This window comes from Paenibacillus sp. GQ49 (assembly GCF_059759055.1).
In genome coordinates, this window is sequence record NZ_JCAXEL010000015.1 from 86,584 (window position 1) to 105,530 (window position 18,947).

At 46.6% G+C, this 18,947-nt stretch carries 15 protein-coding genes; 14 read left to right on the plus strand and 1 reads right to left on the minus strand.

Annotated features, from left to right (window positions below):
- Nucleotides 1-200: 200 nt before the first annotated feature.
- The 7 genes from AC6CIF_RS22610 (at nucleotide 201) to AC6CIF_RS22640 (ending at nucleotide 6,783) form a co-directional block, all read left to right on the plus strand.
- The gene (locus tag AC6CIF_RS22610) at nucleotides 201-908 is read left to right on the plus strand and encodes a PspA/IM30 family protein (protein WP_498201626.1); all 708 of its coding nucleotides are present in this window, start codon (nucleotides 201-203) and stop codon (nucleotides 906-908) included.
- Nucleotides 909-970: 62 nt separating this feature from the next.
- Entirely contained in the window at nucleotides 971-2,002 is a 1,032-nt protein-coding gene (locus tag AC6CIF_RS22615) for a TFIIB-type zinc ribbon-containing protein (protein ID WP_036616300.1), read from the plus strand.
- Entirely contained in the window at nucleotides 1,999-2,799 is an 801-nt protein-coding gene (locus tag AC6CIF_RS22620; protein WP_498201627.1) for a TPM domain-containing protein, read from the plus strand. Before AC6CIF_RS22615 ends, AC6CIF_RS22620 begins: the two co-directional genes overlap by 4 nt.
- A gap of 46 nt (nucleotides 2,800-2,845) precedes the next feature.
- Complete coding sequence (locus AC6CIF_RS22625; RefSeq protein ID WP_498201628.1) at nucleotides 2,846-3,889, plus strand: SPFH domain-containing protein; 1,044 nt, start codon at nucleotides 2,846-2,848, stop codon at nucleotides 3,887-3,889.
- 252 nt (nucleotides 3,890-4,141) lie between these two features.
- The gene (locus tag AC6CIF_RS22630; RefSeq protein WP_076254330.1) at nucleotides 4,142-4,369 is read left to right on the plus strand and encodes a DUF896 domain-containing protein; all 228 of its coding nucleotides are present in this window, start codon (nucleotides 4,142-4,144) and stop codon (nucleotides 4,367-4,369) included.
- Between the two features lie 128 nt (nucleotides 4,370-4,497).
- Nucleotides 4,498-5,454 (plus strand): ring-cleaving dioxygenase, encoded by a 957-nt coding sequence (locus AC6CIF_RS22635; RefSeq protein ID WP_498201629.1) that lies wholly within the window; start codon nucleotides 4,498-4,500, stop codon nucleotides 5,452-5,454.
- Nucleotides 5,455-5,694: 240 nt separating this feature from the next.
- Nucleotides 5,695-6,783, plus strand: coding sequence for a low temperature requirement protein A (locus tag AC6CIF_RS22640; protein ID WP_498201630.1), 1,089 nt, complete (start codon nucleotides 5,695-5,697; stop codon nucleotides 6,781-6,783).
- Nucleotides 6,784-6,951: 168 nt separating this feature from the next.
- Here the strand turns inward: AC6CIF_RS22640 and AC6CIF_RS22645 are convergent, their stop codons facing one another.
- Nucleotides 6,952-7,587 (minus strand): PBECR4 domain-containing protein, encoded by a 636-nt coding sequence (locus AC6CIF_RS22645; protein WP_498201631.1) that lies wholly within the window; start codon nucleotides 7,585-7,587, stop codon nucleotides 6,952-6,954.
- A gap of 634 nt (nucleotides 7,588-8,221) precedes the next feature.
- Here AC6CIF_RS22645 and AC6CIF_RS22650 point away from each other — a divergent pair.
- From AC6CIF_RS22650 to AC6CIF_RS22680, 7 genes are all read left to right on the plus strand, one after another.
- Complete coding sequence (locus tag AC6CIF_RS22650) at nucleotides 8,222-11,005, plus strand: glycoside hydrolase family 3 C-terminal domain-containing protein (protein WP_498201632.1); 2,784 nt, start codon at nucleotides 8,222-8,224, stop codon at nucleotides 11,003-11,005.
- Nucleotides 11,006-11,194: 189 nt separating this feature from the next.
- Complete coding sequence (locus AC6CIF_RS22655; protein WP_017691199.1) at nucleotides 11,195-11,386, plus strand: hypothetical protein; 192 nt, start codon at nucleotides 11,195-11,197, stop codon at nucleotides 11,384-11,386.
- A gap of 534 nt (nucleotides 11,387-11,920) precedes the next feature.
- Entirely contained in the window at nucleotides 11,921-12,643 is a 723-nt protein-coding gene (locus tag AC6CIF_RS22660) for a copper homeostasis protein CutC (RefSeq protein WP_498201633.1), read from the plus strand.
- Between the two features lie 73 nt (nucleotides 12,644-12,716).
- A complete protein-coding gene (locus tag AC6CIF_RS22665) occupies nucleotides 12,717-14,177 on the plus strand; it encodes an alpha-L-fucosidase (protein ID WP_498201634.1) in 1,461 nt (486 codons plus the stop codon).
- Nucleotide 14,178: 1 nt separating this feature from the next.
- Complete coding sequence (locus AC6CIF_RS22670) at nucleotides 14,179-15,960, plus strand: glycoside hydrolase family 35 protein (RefSeq protein ID WP_498201635.1); 1,782 nt, start codon at nucleotides 14,179-14,181, stop codon at nucleotides 15,958-15,960.
- Between the two features lie 268 nt (nucleotides 15,961-16,228).
- Nucleotides 16,229-17,095, plus strand: coding sequence for a sugar phosphate isomerase/epimerase family protein (locus tag AC6CIF_RS22675; protein ID WP_498201636.1), 867 nt, complete (start codon nucleotides 16,229-16,231; stop codon nucleotides 17,093-17,095).
- 254 nt (nucleotides 17,096-17,349) lie between these two features.
- Nucleotides 17,350-18,408, plus strand: a complete 1,059-nt coding sequence (locus AC6CIF_RS22680; protein ID WP_498201637.1) for a Gfo/Idh/MocA family protein — start codon at nucleotides 17,350-17,352, stop codon at nucleotides 18,406-18,408.
- Nucleotides 18,409-18,947: the final 539 nt, after the last annotated feature.

Below are 18,947 nucleotides of genomic sequence, written 5' to 3' on the forward strand. Positions count from 1 at the left end.
AGGAACAATGATACTGATAATATGAGTGATTTTTTTGATTATAAGGCGACACTATAAGTGCTCGTCTTTTCTTATATTACATTTTTATAGTACGGATTTGAATCGTAGTAACTCCACTTGCCATCGTGAAATGTGAAACGTATGTGGGCGTATTCATGTATTATAGTATACATATGAACTTTTCGGAGGAGGAACAAGTCATGGGAATCTTATCGAGGTTTAGAGACGTGATGAAGGCGAATGTGAACCACATGTTGTCTCGGGCGGAAGACCCGGAGAAAAGCGTGAATGAGTATATGCGAAGTCTGAGCAGTGATCTGGGTCAGGTAAAAGCGGAGACAACGGCGGTGTTGTCCGATGAGAGCCGGGCGAAGCGAGCATTGGATGAGTGCAGCGCCGAGGTCAAGAAGTTACAGCGATATGCGGAAAAATCGGCGGAGTCGGGAGACGAAGACAAGGCACGTGGTTTTCTGGAGAAGAAATTGAAGCTTGCTGACAAATTGAACGAATTACAAGCCGCCTATGAACGTGCTTCTGCCAAAGCCAAGATGATGAAGCATATGAACGATAAACTGGTTGCAGATCTGGGGCAACTGGAAGCAAGGCATGCAGAACTGAAAGGTCGCATCGCAGATGCAAAGGCACAGCAACAGGCCAACGAACGGAATGCATCTGCGGGCAGAGCCGATGCTGCATTGAAGGCCATGGAAGACAAGGCGAATCAGGCGCTGAACGAAGCAGAGGCTTTGGCAGAACTTCGTGCTGGGACACAGGAAGATGATTTGGACGAATTAATAGCCCAGTTGGAGAGGGACATGAACGCAGATGCGGGTAATAATGAGAATGCATCGCCAAGTGCAGAGGAAGAACTCGCAGCGATTCAGGAGAAGCTGAAGAACGGAATTTAACATATAGACTACAACGTAGAGGGCAGAAAAGAATCATATTTCGTTAACATTGAGGTGAGCAGATGCCGGTTATTGAATATAAATGTCCAAACTGCGGCAGTGGCATGATCTTTGACAGTGTGTCAGGTGCATTATCCTGTCCCAGCTGCGGCCGTCAGGACAACATAGAGCAGATCCCCGATCCCTTGAAGAGACAAGTATTTACCGAAAATGAGGTCAAGGAATACCACTGTAACAGCTGTGGAGCTGACATCGTGACAGAACCGGAGACCAGTGCGACGACATGTAGTTTCTGCGGTGCAGCGGTTGTACTCAGTGATCGGCTGACGGGCAATCTGGCCCCTGCGATGGTGATTCCCTTTTCGATCAACAAGGATCAAGCCAAGCAGGCTTTCAAAAAGTGGTGCAAAAACGGCCTTTTGACGCCAAGTGGCTTCATGTCCGCCGATCGGATTCAGAGCATTACTGGCATGTACGTGCCGTTCTGGTTGTACGAGTTACATAACAAAATCGAAGTGCATGGTCGTGGCACCAAGGTCAGATCCTACACCCAGGGCGACTACCATTACACGGAAACACAGCATTTCGATATATACCGCCGGATTCGGCTGAATTACGTGAACCTGCCCATCGATGCATCGGAGAAAATGAAGGATGAACTGATGGATAAGCTGGAGCCATTTCCATATAATCAGCTGAAATTGTTCAAGACCCCGTATCTGGCGGGGTACATTGCGGAAAAATACAGTTATACGGACGAGGAACTTTTTCCACGGGCCAAGGATAAAACGAGATCGTACATTGATTCGTATATTGCTTCAACCGTATCCGGATATACCAGCGTGAGCTACACGGACAAACAGATTGATACCACGCTCAAAAATGCAGACTATGTGCTGCTCCCGGTGTGGATGGTCAACTATGACTACAATCGGGCACAGTATACCTTTGCCATGAATGGTCAGACAGGGAAAGTGGTCGGTAAACCGCCGATCAGCAAAGCTAAAGTGGCAGGATGGTTCGCAGGAGTCTCTGCAGTCTCGTTGTTGTCACTGAAGCTGGTTTCCTGGATGATGGGAGGTGGATTCTTATGAGAAAAAGAACCCCTCTGGGCGTGATGGCTACGCTCATTTTACTTATGATAACCCTTGTGGCTCCGTTGATTCCCATATCATCGGCATCCGCAGCGGAGAGCAAAAATCTCATCTACGATGAGGCTAACCTGCTGAGTGAGCAGGAGATAAGTGAACTGAATCTACTTGCGAATCAGTATGGCGCGGAACGGCAGACGGACTTTGTTATCTATACAACAAATAATGTTGAGAATCAGGATGTTATGCTCTTAACGGAAGATTTTTATGATGAGCAGGGGTTAGGGTACGATAAGAAATTTGGTAATGCTGTCATATTGACGATGGATATGAATAATCGCGAAGTGTATCTGGCTGGATTTTATAAGGCAAAAGAGTATCTGGACGATCAGCGGCTTGATGCTATCCGTACCCGAATTACCTCTGAATTGTCCAATGGGGATTATAAACTCGCATTTGAGAAATATATTGAGCTCTCTTACAAATATATGGGGTATGAACCTGGTGTGAATCCAAACAATATTTTGTTCAACGGTTGGTTTCAGTTGGGAGTATCTGTAGTTCTTGGCGGTATTGTTGTTGGTATTATGACCTATCGTTCCGGGGGACGTGTCACGGTCAATCGTGCGACTTATGAGGATTCAAGCAATTCCAGTGTAATTGATCGTCAGGATCGTTATATCCGTACAACCGTAACCAAGCGCAAAATCGAGAAGAACAATAACAACGGTGGCGGAGGAGGAGGCGGGGGTACCTCCCGAGGCGGTCATTCACACAGTGGAAGTAGAGGGTCGTTTTAGTAACGGAGTTTGCGAATTATGTTAAATAGAAGGGATGGGAACGAGTATGGGATTTTTCAGAAATCAATTTTCGAATGTGGTGGAATGGGAAGAGTTCAGAGATGACATGATATTTTGGAAGTGGAGCAACCGGGAGATCAAGAAGGGGAGTAAACTCATCATCCGTTCCGGTCAGGACGCCATTTTCCTGAATAACGGTAAAGTGGAAGGCATTTTCGAGGACGAAGGATCATTTAATATCGATTCCGAGATCATTCCATTCCTTTCTACATTAAAAGGGTTCAAATTCGGATTCAACAGCGGCATGCGGGTCGAAGTCTTGTTTGTAAATACAAAAGAGTTCACCGTGCGGTGGGGCACACAAAGTCCGGTGTTGATTCCAACACCACAACTGCCGGGCGGGATGCCGATTCGGGCGAACGGTACATTTAATTTTAAAGTAAGTGACTATGTCACCCTGATTGATAAGATTGCAGGGATCAAGCAGAGTTATCTGGTGGAGGATGTCAAAATCCGAATCACTTCCGTGCTGGATCAGCTTCTGATGAAGTGGATTAGCCGCGAAGGGAAGGATATGTTCAACCTGCAGGCCAACGCATCGGATATTGCCAAAGGTATTCAGGAAGATCTGGATATGCAGATGATAGACATCGGTATTGGGATTACCGGTTTCCAAGTGATGAGTTTCAACTATCCAAAAGAGATTCAGGATATGATTACAAAGACCGCTTCGCATGAGATGATTGGTAATCTGCAAAAGTATCAACAGGTCAGCATGACAGACGGCATCTCATCCGGTAAAGTACAGGGCGGCGGCGCTGCCTCGGATATGGCGGGTATGATGATGGGTATGAATATGGCCAATGAAATGATGAAAAACATGAATCAGAACCAAGGCCAGAACCAGAACAATAATGCGGGTTCGTCTCAGAATCAGAATGCTGACCAGAAGCCAGCGGGAAATAGCAATGGTGATTCAGGTAACTCTTCATCGACAGAAGGCAACAAGAAGCCAAACTTCTGCCCGAACTGTGGAGCCAAAAATGAAGGAGCCAACTTCTGTCCGAATTGTGGTCATAAGCTGGGCTAATTAAATCAATACATGAAGGACTAGGTTCGTAGTAAGTGAATTACTGCGGAGCTAGCCCTTTTTTTGTTTTTGGATTCATAGTTAAAGCAAAATGGCGTAGAGCAGAGGAACGGGTTCATTTATTTTAGTTTAGATAAAAGAGTTGACAACCGATCACAAATCATTTATCTTTAACTTAAGATATTTAATTTAAATATAAATATCAACCAAAACAAATATCTTTAATCCATTAGACAAGGAGAGATCAAGATGATGATCCCAACATTGACCAGAATAAATGAACTTTCAAGAAAAGCCAAAGAGGGCGGATTGACGGAGATGGAGAAAGAGGAACAGGTTCGTCTTCGCCAAGAATATCTGCAAACTTTTCGCGGTTCGGTCAACGACATTCTGCTGAATGCTACCATCTATGATCCAAACGGCGATGACGTGACTCCTGATAAATTGAAACAAGAACAGGCTAATCAAAATAACAACTAAAATATAATTCGCTAGATCATATATCTTAATTTAAAGATAATACAAACTTACTATAAATCTACTATCTCAACTATCTCTAACACCTACTCAATTCAAAACAAGCTTACCAAACCAAGGAGGAATTAATCATGACTATTCAAACAACAGGTATTCACCATATTACAGCTTTCGCAGGAGATCCACAGGCCAACGTTGATTTTTATGCCGGAGTTCTGGGACTTCGTCTTGTGAAAAAAACAATCAACTTCGATGCACCTGATGTATATCATCTGTATTTTGGCGATGAGCACGGAAGCCCAGGTACCATCATTACCTTCTTCCCATCCGCTGGATCACCACGGGGGAAAATTGGTGGAGGTCAGGTCGGCATCACTTCCTATGTCATTCCTCCTGGGTCGATTGGCTTCTGGCAGAATCGGCTGGAACAGTATAACATTGAGGTAACCAAAACAAGTCGCTTCAATGAAGACCTGCTTCAATTCGAAGATGGCGAAGGCCTGCGGCTTGAGCTTGTTGAACGGGAAGAGGGAGCAACCAGCACTTGGGCGCACGAGGGGATTCCAACAGATAAAGCAATCAAAGGCTTCGGTGGTGCTGTCCTGTTCAGTGTTAACCCGCAAAGAACGATGGATGCTCTTGAGAAAATTTTGGGATTTGTCAGAGTGAGTGAAAATGAAGAATATGCTCGTTTCCGGTCCAGCGGGGATATCGGTAATGTCGTAGATGTTCCAGTGACCCGTATACCTCTGGGTATGGGCGGCGCAGGAACCGTGCACCATATTGCATGGCGTGCCAAAGACGATGAGGAGCATGCACAGTGGAGTGAAGCTGTACGCGAGTATGGGTACCAACCAACTCCAGTTCGGGATCGTCAGTACTTTAACGCAATCTACTTCAGAGAAGCTGGCGGCATTCTGTTCGAAATTGCTACAGATCCTCCGGGTTTTGCCAAAGATGAACCTGCTGATTCACTTGGACAAAAATTGATGTTGCCAGAGTGGTTTGAGAAATACCGCCCTCAAATTGAGGACAACCTGCAACCAATCGTGGTAAGAACGCTCGCACCTGCTACAGCTGCGAATTAATAAGAGTTCTAGAAAAAACCTGAAAAAGCGAAGCGATCGCCTAAAAGCTTTCTGAAAGAAAGCTACATCGGAAGCGTACGTTATCCCCGGATTTTCCCTTAGGAAAAGGGAATCAAAAAAATCTGGGGATAACAGCGATTGGAGGGTTATTCTGTCATCGGAGTGTATGTGTGAATCAGCTTTAGTTCAACTTATATAGCTGACGTTAGATTATGAGAAAACCTAAAGGAGCAACGAAGGATGATGGAGAAAAAGGTTACCTGGCTGGAGCTGTTTTACGATCTGCTCTTCGTAGCAGCGGTCGCCAAAGCGGGTCATGTCTTGTTGCATGCCGAACACGGAGTAATTACGTTTGAATATCTAATGAAGTTTGTGCTTATTTTTATCCCTGTTTGGTGGGCATGGGTTGGTCAGACCTTGTTTATTAACCGCTATGGTCAAGATATCCTCATCCATCGAATATTCCTCATCCTTCAGCTTCTGTCCGTTATGGTCATGACGGCGAGTCTCTCTACCCATTTTGACCAATACTACCTGTCCTTCTTCGTTGGATATATCGGCTCACGGGCATTTACGGCGATTCAGTATCTGACGGCTCACAAGTCAAAAGGCGAGCATCAGCAGCAAGCCGCTCGTTACTTGGGTATCTGTTTCCTTATTGGGATCTTGATCTCATCGGGTTCACTGTTTTTCGATTCCTGGCTGCGCTACGTGATTTTGTATGCGGGGATTGCCGTGGACATCGTACTTCCATTGATCGGACGCAAAAATCTGGTGAAAGTGCCCGTTCAGACCCATCACTTGTTGGAACGTTTCGCACTCTTTACACTTATCCTGCTTGGTGAATCGGTGGTAAGCATTATCGCTGTGCTGCAAGCAGATCATTGGGATATGAAATCCATCTTGTTTGCAGCCTTTACGTCCATCTTTGTCATTGCGATGTGGTGGCAATACTTCGACAACGTGGAGAAAAAGGTTAGCAAAGAGATTCAGACAGCCGGGCAAGCGATCATATACGGCCATCTGTTCATCTACATCTCCATGAGCATGATCGCTGCTTCAATTCAGCTGTTATATCAAAATCAGTTAAACTATGTGTTCATGCTAGGGTTTGTGTTTGGATCAACGCTGCTATATTTCTTGTCGACATCACTTGTGTTCCATCGTTACAGACACGCACATCTACGACTCCGGCCACGTCATCTGGCGGTGATGGTAGGGTTGCTGGTGGCATTTGTCCTTGTGGATCTGATCTATCGGGTTCCGGGTTATGTCATCATGGGCGAAGAGATGTTATTCTTCCTGGTATATGCGAAACTTACAACTTGATATATAAAAGGAATTCTATAACCTTCTAGGTAGCAAAACAAACTAAATAACCGTTTTCCAGTAGTAGACCGGAGAACGGTTATTTAGTTTATACCTGAAATCGATCCCAGATGAACCACCATTAACAGTTATCTGATGATTCAGTGATGGTGATAGCTGTAGAGGCTGTTACTTGTGTATATACGGTCTTAACGTTTTTAAAGTTTTAACAATGGGTATGGGTCCTTTTTGACCATCAATGAAAGTAGTGCCCGAATTTTTTTGTGTTATCGGTTCGATAAGAAACGTTCTTGCTACATATGTTCCTTCCACTATTTTATCTATTCCAAGATGGATATAGGCATTGTGATACACATCAAATATCAATAGGGCACAATTAATATTATTAACAGGTTGAGTGTAGTAAACGACTTGTGTTGAAGACATAAGTAGCTTGGGAATGAGATGGAAATTAACTAATTTACTTTTTACACTATTGAATCCACCCTTGTTTTTCTTCTTTAAATCTTCAAACGTAATTATACCGTTCATTACACCATTGAAACCTGGCATGCCCCTATATTTTGAAGCTGCGCGTTCCTTCAAAGTTTTATTGACAATACTCTGTAAGCCTACAAAATGACAAAAGTTTTCTTTGTTAAAATCTAAGTGGAGTATGGAGCCATCTTCCAAATGGTATGTAAATCGATAAGGTAATAGATAGCTGATGTAATAGTCGAGGAGCAATTTTAGGTTAATCTGATCTATTCTTGGTTTTACATCTAGTGAGTGTAAGTCCTGGACATGTGATATCCTTTCGAGCATATAGGTTCCCTCACAATTTCTATTTGCAAACTAAAAAAGACGCTAGGTAGATAGAACCCGCGCCTTCACAATTACAATATGGTGGCGACTAAAAGCTCTGTTCCGCGTCTTATTTAAAGTCCACCGCGGAGTGGAACTAGGGGTCGCCTTCCCCAGTGACCCTAGGGGTCCAAATATAGTATATTCCGTATTACCGTGTGTTATGCAACTAAATACTCTATTCCGCATCTTATTTAAAGTCCACTGCGGAGTGGAACCAAGGGTTGCAACCCTGGTGAGCACAGTACGCTCCTAATTTGTTGATATCACTAGTATACCACAAAAGCCTTTTAGTTCAACAAAATGGGAGATATTATCCATACGTTTATCGGAAATAATTCCCTAAATATTATCCTTGAATCATTGTATTCTTAACGAATAATTGATTGAATGAGCGTGTTCTTACATCGTGGAACCGCGTAATTGTGTCTACAACTTTTGACGTTAGGGTAATTTCTTCTCAAAAGCACAAATCTAATTTAATTTCTTCTATAGAATCTGTTAATATGAGACTATGTACAAGTGAATCTACCAGATCATATTGAATGGTCTTATTCGTTCGTAGAGATGGGGATGACAATCAGGAGGGAAATCATTGAGCACACATCAAATCGGAGTTCCATTGGAAGGGTTTGCAGAGTTTAGTCGTACGGTTGCCGCAGAAGGAGCCGTTTTAGTCAGAAATGAAGGCCAAGTGCTTCCACTTCGTGAAAACGAAAACGTTTCAGTTTTTGGTCGAATTCAAGTCAATTATTATCGCAGCGGTACAGGTTCAGGCGGTAGTGTACATGTGGCTTATACAACGAATCTATTGGATGGTCTGCGCAGCAAGAAGAATATAACGGTCAATGAAGAGCTAGCAGCTGTCTATGAGAAGTGGATTGAGGAAAATCCATTTGATGATGGCGGAAAAGTATGGGCGGCCGAGCCATGGAATCAGAAAGAAATGCCTTTGACGGATGAACTGGTTGCACAGGCCAGAAGCAAGTCTAGCAAAGCCATTATCGTTATTGGACGTACAGCAGGAGAAGACCAGGATAATGCGGATGCGCCAGGAAGTTACCAACTGACAGAAGATGAGAAAGCGATGTTGAAGCAAGTTACTTCGCAGTTTGAACACACGATCGTTGTGTTGAATGTCTCAAATATCATCGACATGAGCTGGCTAAACGAAACGTATCTACATCCGATCGAAGGTGTAATTTACTCCTGGCATGGCGGTATGGAGGGTGGCAACGCGATTGCTGATGTGCTGGCGGGGGACGTTACACCAAGCGGTAAACTGACAGATACGATTGCATATTCCATTGAAGATTACCCTTCGACCAGCAACTACGGCAATGAGTTCAAGAACCTGTATCAGGAAGATATCTATGTAGGTTATCGTTATTTCGAAACGTTTCGACCTGAGCGCGTTCAGTTTGAATTCGGTTACGGCCTGTCTTATACGACGTTTTTGGCCCAGCACGAAGAAGCAAAATCAGTGTTCAAAGACGGTGAAACCTACATTGAAGTTCGTGTAAATGTGACCAACTCAGGCACAACATATGCGGGCAAAGAGGTTGTGCAGGTCTACTATGAAGCACCACAAGGCAAACTGGGACAACCGGTGAAGGCTTTGGTGGCTTTTGGCAAAACAGGATTGTTGCAGCCGGGCGAGTCAGAACTTCTGACGATCAGCTTCCCGATCCATGCCATGGCATCCTATGATGATGCGGGTGTTACAGGTTTTGCTTCCGCGTACGTATTGGAAGAAGGCACATACCGACTGCATGTAGGAACCAGTGTGAAACAAGTGCAGCATATCAGCATTGATGGCCAGGATGGCTATAGTATTGAATCTCTTCAATTGGTGGAGCAACTGCAAGAAGCGATGGCCCCAACTGAAGATTTTACACGGATGAAACCAGGTTCACGCAAGGAAGATGGATCTTATGAACTGACTTATGCAGAAGTACCGAAACGTAAGATATCCATGGCAAACCGGATTGAGCAGAATCTCCCGCAAACGCTGGAGCAGACAGGTAATCAGGGCCACAAGCTGAGTGACGTTAAGGCTGGCAAAGTGAGTCTGGAAACCTTCATCGCTCAACTGAGTGATCAGGATCTGGCGGCGATTGTCCGTGGCGAAGGCATGAGCAGTCCGCTCGTTACTTCGGGGACGGCATCTGCATTTGGTGGTGTCAGCGACAGCCTGTTTAACTACGGTATTCCGGTAGCATGTACGGCAGATGGCCCGTCCGGTATTCGTATGGATAGTGGCGAGAAGGCAACACAGGTATCCATTGGTACGTTGCTTGCGGCGACATGGAACAAGGATCTTGTTGAAGAGTTGTATGTGATGGAAGGACAGGAATTGCTGAGAAATCAGGTGGATACCCTGCTCGGACCTGGACTCAATATCCGTCGGAGTCCGCTCAATGGCCGGAACTTTGAGTACTTCTCCGAAGATCCGCTAATCTCGGGTGTATTTGCCGCAGCATGTACGAAAGGTATCATGAAGGGTGGTTCCAATGCCACACTGAAACACTTTGCCTGCAACAACCAGGAGAAACACCGTAGCAAAGTAGATGCCGTTGTCTCTGAGCGCGCACTGCGTGAAATTTACCTGAAAGGGTTCGAAATCGCAGTCAAAGAGGGCGGAGCAAACTCCATCATGACCTCCTACAACCCGGTTAACGGACACTGGGCAGCATCCAACTACGACCTGAACACCACGATTTTGCGTGGCGAATGGAATTTCGAGGGAATCGTAATGACCGACTGGTGGGCGATTATGAACGATGTGACCGAAGGTGGAGAGGCTGATCGCAAATACACCAACTGGATGATTCGTGCGCAGAATGATCTCTACATGGTTGTACCGAACTACGGCGCAGAGATTAATGGCTGGGACGATAACACGATTGAATCCTTGGAAAATGGAACACTTACGCGCGGAGAACTGCAACGTTCCGCGATTAACATCTGCAAGTTCATCATGAATGCACCGGTGTCCGGCAGAAAACACGAGATCGTGGAGAACGTCGCTTCGTTCCAAGCGAATGCCTCCCTATCTTCTGCACAAGCTCAGGATCTGGTTGAGAACGCACAGGTGAAACCTGCGACAGCTGAACCGGTCTACATGAAAGTGGACGAGGCAGGCCATTACCGGATTATCGTACAGATCATGTCCCCTGAGCCGGAACTCGCTCAAAGTGCATGTAACCTGCTCCTAAATGATCAGTTGGTAACCACTATCCAAACAAATGGTACGGAAGGCAAATGGATCAGACAGAAGCTTGTCAAAGTAGATCTTGAAGCAGGACTATATGAATTGAAACTGGACTTCACGAAACCAGGCCTCCAGATTGACTGGATCGAATTCAAACAGGTGTAGAAGATAATCGGAAATATCAGGTGATAAGAGCAATCGAAAGGTTGTTCTGTAATCCAAAACAGAATACGTTGGTATATGACAAAGGACACTGTACGCGGGTGTCCTTTGTTGTAACACAGAATAGCTACTGTTATGATAGTGTTATGAGATTCGTAGTTCTGAACAATGGGGTCAGGGGTGTTGCGAGGAATGAGAAATTATAATTTTTTGAGTCCAATCCTGCTGGTTGTGGTGGCGCTGATTGTGAGAGGCCTGGTGACTAACCTGGGGGTTCTTTTCGGACTATCACAAGAAGTGGCGAGTAATATTGCCATGATAGCTATGATTATTGCTGCACTGATTATGTTTAATCGAATGACGAAGGCTCGGCGTAGAAAATAGAAAAAGCTCGGATAACCAGAAGGTTATCCAAGACACGAAGACATCCTCCGGGTGTCTTTTTTTGTATTGACGTTCTGATCCTAACGTTTTAGACTATTGCTAATAAATAATAACATTATAAATAACAAAAATAACAAAATTCATTAGATGAAGTGATGAAATCCGTTGCGCTCTCTATTTGCTAGCCCATTCCGGTCCCCAAAGGAGAATCCAATCATGAAGATCATTACCGACAAACCATATATCGTTCATGAAGGTCAGTCTTTGCAGATTGCGATCTGGGAAGCTGACCGTCGCCCATAATGATGAAGAAGGACCGCAGGAGCGCTGACGAAGCGTTCAGTCGGTCCTTTATGTCATGGATCAGGCTGTGTGCAGTTCGAGAGATGTGTATCAATACTGGTTAACGTTGCGAGGGTTGGGTGAGAATACGGGATTGCAATCTCGGAAGTATCTACTTACGACATAATGTCCTGCTGATGATCACCTTAATACGCTGTAATATTCAACGAAGAAGTGAAGGGAGCGATCCTTATGAAAAGACAGCCTATATTGGAAGTCATCGCTGTAGATGCGGCAGATGCCAGAGCAGCTGAAGAGGGAGGGGCTGATCGGATTGAGCTGGTGTCTGCGATGTCCGAAGGAGGGTTTACCCCCAGTTATGGTGTCATGAAGCAAGTACTCTCTCAAGTCTCCATCCCAGTGTATGTCATGATCCGTCCGCATAGCCGCTCGTTCCGCTATAGCGCAGATGACATCCACGCCATGACCCGGGATGTACGCGTGGCGAGGGAACTTGGAGCCGCTGGCATTGTGATCGGTGCCCTCACCGGAAATGGTGAAGTCGACCTCATATCCTTGCAATCATGTATGGCCGAGGCTCAGGGTTTGGGCGTTACGTTTCATCGTGCAATTGATGTGAGCACAAGCTTGACTGAGGCGCTCAAGGCCATTAACACATTGGGCAACGTAGAGCGTGTACTTACATCGGGAGGGAAACAGACAGCGCCTGAAGCCATACTGGAACTGAAACAACTTCAGCAATTGGGGCAAACCTTGAACATCACTGTCATGGCAGGGTCGGGGGTCACCATAGAGGGAATTCAAACGCTAGTGAGTCAGACGGGTATCACGGAAATCCATATGGGATCAGGCGTGAGGTACAAAGGCAGCTTTAATTATCCCATTGATCCACATTTGGTTGAAGAAGCCAAGCAGCAGTTATTGCTTGCATCACAGCCATTTCATGGACAGTAGTGCACTGAGTAGCGGTCCAAGCAAGGGTGGTCCAATGATATAGGGATGCGCTAAATAAAAGGAGTGATACGCCATGAATTATGAACTGCAATCAGCCGAATGGATTAAGTCCGTAGCACAAGTCAGCCCATCGGAACGCCAGTTGAGGTGGCAGGAGATGGAGTTCTACGCGTTTATTCATTTTACGGTAAATACATTTACGGATCAGGAATGGGGCACTGGGGAGGAAGACCCGTCAATTTTCAATCCTTCTGAACTGAGCGCAGCGCAATGGGTGCAGGCGTGCAAGGCTGCGGGGATGAAGGGGCTGATTTTGACATGTAAGCATCACGATGGATTTTGTTTGTGGCCAAGTCAGTTTACAGCGCATACGGTCGCGGCTAGTCCGTGGAGGAACGGGACGGGGGATTTGGTTCGGGAAGTCGCCGATGCCTGCCGTGAGGGCGGATTGAAGTTTGGCGTGTACCTGTCTCCTTGGGATCGGCATGAAGCCACTTATGGAGATTCTGAGAGGTATAACCAGTTTTTCCTCCATCAGTTGCGCGAGTTGCTCACGAATTATGGCGACATCTTCTGTGTATGGTTTGATGGTGCATGTGGTGAGGGTCCGAATGGCAAAAGGCAGGTCTATGACTGGGACGCCTATTATGCGCTTATTCGTGAACTTCAGCCCAAAGCTGTCATCTCGGTATGTGGCCCGGATGTTCGCTGGTGTGGCAATGAGGCTGGGCATACGCGGAAATCGGAATGGAGCGTTGTGCCAGCGCATATGCAGGATAATGAGAAAATTCAGGAGCAATCGCAACAGGTGGATGATGGTGAGTTCGCCACAAGGATCAATACGCAGGACAGTGATTTGGGAAGCCGAGAGGTCATTCGTTCCCAAGGTGAGCAACTGATCTGGTACCCTGCCGAGGTGAATACCTCGATTCGCCCGGGATGGTTCTATCATGCCAGTGAAGATGATCAGGTCAAAACATTGGAAGAACTGCTCGCCGTCTATTACGGCGCAGTGGGGGGCAACGCCACCTTTTTACTCAATCTGCCACCGGATACACGTGGTCTCATTCACGAAACGGATGTGGAGCGACTACAGGAATTGGGAGATTCGCTGCGCACCATTTTTCAGGAAAATTTCGCCTTGCAGGCGCTGGTAAAAGCATCGCAGACGATGGATGAACAACATGCTGTATCGGAAGTGCTGACGGAACGACGGGATACGTATTGGTGTCCTCACGAAGGAACGGAGCAGGCTTGGATCGAGCTGGATTTGCAGGAAGAACGATCGTTTGACCGGGTGGTGCTGATGGAACATATCCAGACAGGCCAACGGATTGAGCGTTTTACACTGGAGTCACAGACGGCAGATGGTGGTTGGGAAGAGTTTTACAAGGGGACGGTGGTGGGGTATAAGCGAATTTGCTGTTTCCCACAGGTCACATCGAGAAAGATGCGTTTAAGCATTCATGAATCCAGATGGTGCCCTACGTTGTCCGGGTTAGGCATATATCTGAGCGAGCGGGGAGGGCCGTAGAATGGCCGTGCTGACGTATAGAGGTTCACAATTTATGTATGATGGCGAGCTCATTCGGATTTTGTCGGGTGCCATCCATTATTTCAGAGTGGTCCCCAACTATTGGGAGGATCGGTTACTCAAGCTGAAAGCCTGCGGTTTCAATACGGTGGAGACGTATGTGGCGTGGAATGTTCATGAGCCGCAGCCGGGGCAGTATTGTTTTGAAGGCATGGCTGATCTGGAACGTTTTATTCGCACTGCGGGAGATGTGGGTCTGCATGTGATTGTTCGCCCAAGTCCTTATATATGTGCCGAGTGGGAGTTTGGCGGATTACCTGCCTGGCTGCTTGCCGATGATGAAATTCGTCTGCGGTGTAATGATGCAAAATTTCTGGCGAATGTGGATCGTTATTATGATGTGCTTTTGCCCAAATTAAACCCCCTTCTTAGTACCAATGGCGGGCCGATCATCGCAATGCAGATTGAAAATGAGTACGGTAGCTTCGGGAATGACGCCAGTTACCTGCGATATTTACGTGATGGCATGGTGGAACGCGGTATGGATGTGTTGTTATTTACCTCGGACGGCCCGACAGACCACATGCTGCAAGCGGGATCAGTGCCAGGGCATCTGGCTACAGTCAATTTTGGATCAGGTACGGAGGGAGCGTTCGCCAAGCTGCGTGAATATCAGGCCGATGAACCTTTGATGTGCATGGAGTATTGGAATGGCTGGTTCGATCACTGGGGTGAGTCGCATCATACCCGAGAAGCCTCAGATGTGGCTGGTGTGTTTGAGGAGATGCTCCGGGCAGGGGCTTCGGTTAACTTTTATATGTTCCACGGTGGAACGAACTTTGGATTTTATAATGGGGCGAACTGTCAGCAGAAGGATCAATATGAACCCACAATTACAAGTTACGACTATGATTCACTGCTCAGTGAATCCGGGGAGCCGACAGCGAAGTTCCATGCGGTGAGGAACCTTATTGCTCAGTATAGCGGCGAAGACTTGGGTGAGCTTGTGCTGCCAGAATCGAAGGGGACCATCGCTTATGGACGGGTGGAGTTGACCCAGCAGGCGCCATTACTGGCCCAGTTGGACCGGATATCAGCCCCGGTGCAGCGTACAAATCCGGAACCGATGGAGAAGCTGGGTCAGGATTATGGATTTATTTGTTATCAAACCCGAATATCCGGGCCCAGGGAGCAACAGGAACTGGTGGTTCAGGAGGTGCGTGACCGTGCGCTTGTGTTTGTTGATGAGCAATTTCAGGGCGTGCTGGAACGGGGGAATACGGCATTATCGGTTTCCTTTGCAGTGCCGCCTGAGGGCGCAGATCTATTGATCCTTGTTGAAAATATGGGGCGAATCAACTATGGCCCGTACCTGAGAGATCCGAAGGGCATTACGGAGGGAGTGCGACATGGTTTTCAATTTTTATATGATTGGACGATTCATTGTCTGCCATTAACCGATCTGTCGGGTTTGCAATTTAGTAATGTGATTAGCGAAGCAATTAACGAAACAGTTAATGAAGTACAGGGACCAGCATTTTATCGAGGAGAGTTTAATATCACGGATGTAAGAGATACTTTTCTGGGTCTGGATAGCTGGATCAAGGGGGTTGTATTTGTAAACGGATTCAATTTGGGACGCTACTGGAGTAAAGGACCGCAAAAAACACTGTATGTACCTGCCCCGCTCCTTCGTGAAGGTGAGAATGAAATCACTGTACTCGAGCTTCATCAGACGGATGATCTGGCAGTAACATTCGTGGATACACCGGATTTGGGCTAGAAAAAGGAAAATAGTATAGCCAAACGATTATTGAGAATTGTCGTGTTCGCCGGAAAAAGGTATACGTTGGGTATGGACATCGACTAGGGCGTGTCTGAAAACTCCGAAGGACGCAGATTTTGCCGAATTTTCGTTCCAAGCAAGGAGATTTTCCGCAGGCGTGCCGGGGCACGTCATAGGGAAAGTGACGCAGCAGGGGGCGAAAAGGCGGTAAAAGATGCACTTCAGTGAGTTTTGAGACACGTCCTACAGGAGAGGATGAGGGAAAATGAAAGTTGGACTCAGCACTTACAGTCTGCAACAAGCATTAGATCGCAAAGAATTGACCGTGCCGGATGCCATTCGCTGGATTGCTGATCAGGGCGGAGAACATGTGGAGATTGTTCCAATGGGATTCAGTCTAATCGATAATCCGGAGTTGATTGATGAGATTAAAGCTGTGGCAAACGAGGTCGGGATCGAAATTTCCAATTATGCCATCGGCGCTAACTTTGCTGTGCAGGAAGACGCCGAAGCGTTGGAGCAAGAGATCCAAAATGTGATGCGACATGTGGATGTGGCTGCTGCATTGGGTGTGAAACTGATGCGTCATGACGTGGCTTTCCGCCCTGCATCAGAAGGAACTGTAGCCCAGTTCGAGATCGACCTGCCGGTACTGGTGAAGGCTTGTCAGCGGATAGCCGATTATGCAGCGGATTTTGGAATTACAACAAGCGTGGAGAACCATGGGTACTATGTGCAGTCGAGTGAACGAATTCAGCGTTTGTTACACGAAACGGCACGGGCTAACTTCAGAACCACACTGGATGTCGGCAATTTCCTCTGTGTGGACGAAGATCCGGTGAGTGCCGTAAAAAATAACATTCCATACGCGTCGATTGTGCACGCCAAAGACTTCTACTGGAGACCTTCCTACCGGAACCCCGGTGAAGGCTGGTTCCAAACCTCGCATGGCAATTACCTGCGCGGTGCCATTGTGGGCCATGGCGATATCGACATGCCTGAGGTATTCCGTGTGTTGAAACAATCCAGGTATGAAGGATATATCTCGGTTGAATTTGAAGGCATGGAGGATTGCAAAACCGCCTCACGCATTGCCATGGATAATGTCCGCCGCCTATGGGAAGAGGCATAGGGCTGAGTACTTTTTTTAAATGAAATATGAATAGTTACGTATGGCTCAAACGGAAAGTTAATTCAGTCAGGAAAAGTAGTGGAGGGGCGAAATCGATTCTGAAGAAACGAAGTGTTCGCCTTTATCACCGGATTTCCCCATTGCAAAAAGGGGATTGAAGAAATCTGGGGATAAGAGCGATCGGAAGAACGATTCGCAATCGGAACGTCTACCCGCTGGACGTCAATTATTTTATTTATGGAGGAATCAGCACTATGTCCAAATTGAAAGTCGCCGTCATCGGTGCCGGATCCATATCCGATTGCCATTTGCAAGCCTATGCCAGTAACCCGGACGTTGAAATATATGCTATCTGTGACCTGAATGAAGCACGTGCCACAGAAGTGGCGAAGCAATATAATGCACCTCATGTGTTTACCGATTATAAGGAACTGCTCGCACTGCCCGAGATCCATTCCGTCAGCATCTGTACATGGAACGACTCCCATGCCGAGATTAGTATTGCTGCTCTGGACGCGGGCAAAAACGTGCTGTGTGAGAAACCACTCTGCCAAACGGTGGAGGATGCCCTCGAAGTAGAGAAGGCGGTTCATCGCAGCGGAAAGCTGCTTCAGGTCGGTTTTGTTCGCCGCTATAGCAACAATGCACAGATTCTGAAGAAGTTCATCGACGAGGGTGAGCTGGGTGAGATCTATTATGCTAAGGCCTCCAGCCTGCGTCGTTTGGGCAATCCGGGTGGCTGGTTCTCGGATATCAACCGCTCCGGCGGCGGGCCACTAATCGATATCGGGGTGCATGTGATCGACATTTGCTGGTATCTGATGGGCAGACCAAAGGTGAAATCCGTCTCGGCTAACGTGTCCAACCGTTTGGGGAACCGCTCGAACATTAACAATCTGTCGTTCTACAAAGCAGCCGACTATGACGCGGAGCAGAACACTGTTGAGGACATGGCGAATGCCCTGATTCGTTTCGAGAACGGTGCAAGCCTGCTCGTGGATGTCAGTTTCACAATTCATGCCAAAGCAGATGAGACTTCGGTCAAGCTATATGGCGACAAAGGCGGTGCCGAGCTGGAGCCGGAAATTTCGATCATTGGCGAGAAATTCAACACCATTTTGAACATGACCCCACAGGTGGATTTCAAATCATTCGATTTTATGGGTTCGTTCCGCAATGAAATCAACCATTTTATAGATAGTACACAGGGCCGCAAAGAAACACTTAGTCCCGTCGAAGACGGCGTCGAAGTGATGAAAATGCTCTGCGCCATCTACGAATCAGCCCGTCAGGGCCGCGAAATCACGCTGTAAAAGGAGCATTGCATAGCGTTGTTACGCTACGTTGATACATTACTACCCCTGTGGAATTGAAAGTTATGAGCAATTTGCTCCTTTTCAATGAAAGCTCCGCTCCGGGCGAGACTCGAAGTTGTCCTCTCCGCTCGTCGTTGGAGCAGAGTAGGGGGCGAGCGTTAACGAATCTGAGGCGTCTTATTCAAGGATTCGAAGCGCTGGCAGAAATCTAAGGAACCTGACACATGCTATATCAGAATAAGCAGCAGTTTACAGCGTTTTTACCACCTAATTTCGGAAAATAACGTGTCTGATGTTCCTTACAATTTAAAAAGAGGATCAAAAGGTTAAATAAGACGCCCTGTGTTCCTTAGAAAATTATCTACCCATTTGCCAGGATCAGCCGCTTGGATTTCGAGACGTTATAAACGCGCTGACATCCATCATCATATATCTTCCCTGACTGAAGTTGAAGACGCATCCTATAGAGACTTACCGTTTGCGCCAAAACGGAGAGTGCAGAACCAATCCGAAGTAACAAGCTAAAAGCTTCGGAA

Excerpts from the sequence above, each read along its gene's own strand:
- AC6CIF_RS22610 (WP_498201626.1), top strand. The coding sequence starts at position 201 with ATGGGAATCTTATCGAGGTTTAGAGACGTGATGAAGGCGAATGTGAAC.
- AC6CIF_RS22615 (WP_036616300.1), top strand. The coding sequence starts at position 971 with ATGCCGGTTATTGAATATAAATGTCCAAACTGCGGCAGTGGCATGATC.
- AC6CIF_RS22620 (WP_498201627.1), top strand. The coding sequence starts at position 1,999 with ATGAGAAAAAGAACCCCTCTGGGCGTGATGGCTACGCTCATTTTACTT.
- AC6CIF_RS22625 (WP_498201628.1), top strand. The coding sequence starts at position 2,846 with ATGGGATTTTTCAGAAATCAATTTTCGAATGTGGTGGAATGGGAAGAG.
- AC6CIF_RS22630 (WP_076254330.1), top strand. The coding sequence starts at position 4,142 with ATGATCCCAACATTGACCAGAATAAATGAACTTTCAAGAAAAGCCAAA.
- AC6CIF_RS22635 (WP_498201629.1), top strand. The coding sequence starts at position 4,498 with ATGACTATTCAAACAACAGGTATTCACCATATTACAGCTTTCGCAGGA.
- AC6CIF_RS22640 (WP_498201630.1), top strand. The coding sequence starts at position 5,695 with ATGATGGAGAAAAAGGTTACCTGGCTGGAGCTGTTTTACGATCTGCTC.
- AC6CIF_RS22645 (WP_498201631.1), bottom strand. The coding sequence starts at position 7,587 with ATGCTCGAAAGGATATCACATGTCCAGGACTTACACTCACTAGATGTA.
- AC6CIF_RS22655 (WP_017691199.1), top strand. The coding sequence starts at position 11,195 with ATGAGAAATTATAATTTTTTGAGTCCAATCCTGCTGGTTGTGGTGGCG.
- AC6CIF_RS22660 (WP_498201633.1), top strand. The coding sequence starts at position 11,921 with ATGAAAAGACAGCCTATATTGGAAGTCATCGCTGTAGATGCGGCAGAT.
- AC6CIF_RS22665 (WP_498201634.1), top strand. The coding sequence starts at position 12,717 with ATGAATTATGAACTGCAATCAGCCGAATGGATTAAGTCCGTAGCACAA.
- AC6CIF_RS22670 (WP_498201635.1), top strand. The coding sequence starts at position 14,179 with ATGGCCGTGCTGACGTATAGAGGTTCACAATTTATGTATGATGGCGAG.
- AC6CIF_RS22675 (WP_498201636.1), top strand. The coding sequence starts at position 16,229 with ATGAAAGTTGGACTCAGCACTTACAGTCTGCAACAAGCATTAGATCGC.
- AC6CIF_RS22680 (WP_498201637.1), top strand. The coding sequence starts at position 17,350 with ATGTCCAAATTGAAAGTCGCCGTCATCGGTGCCGGATCCATATCCGAT.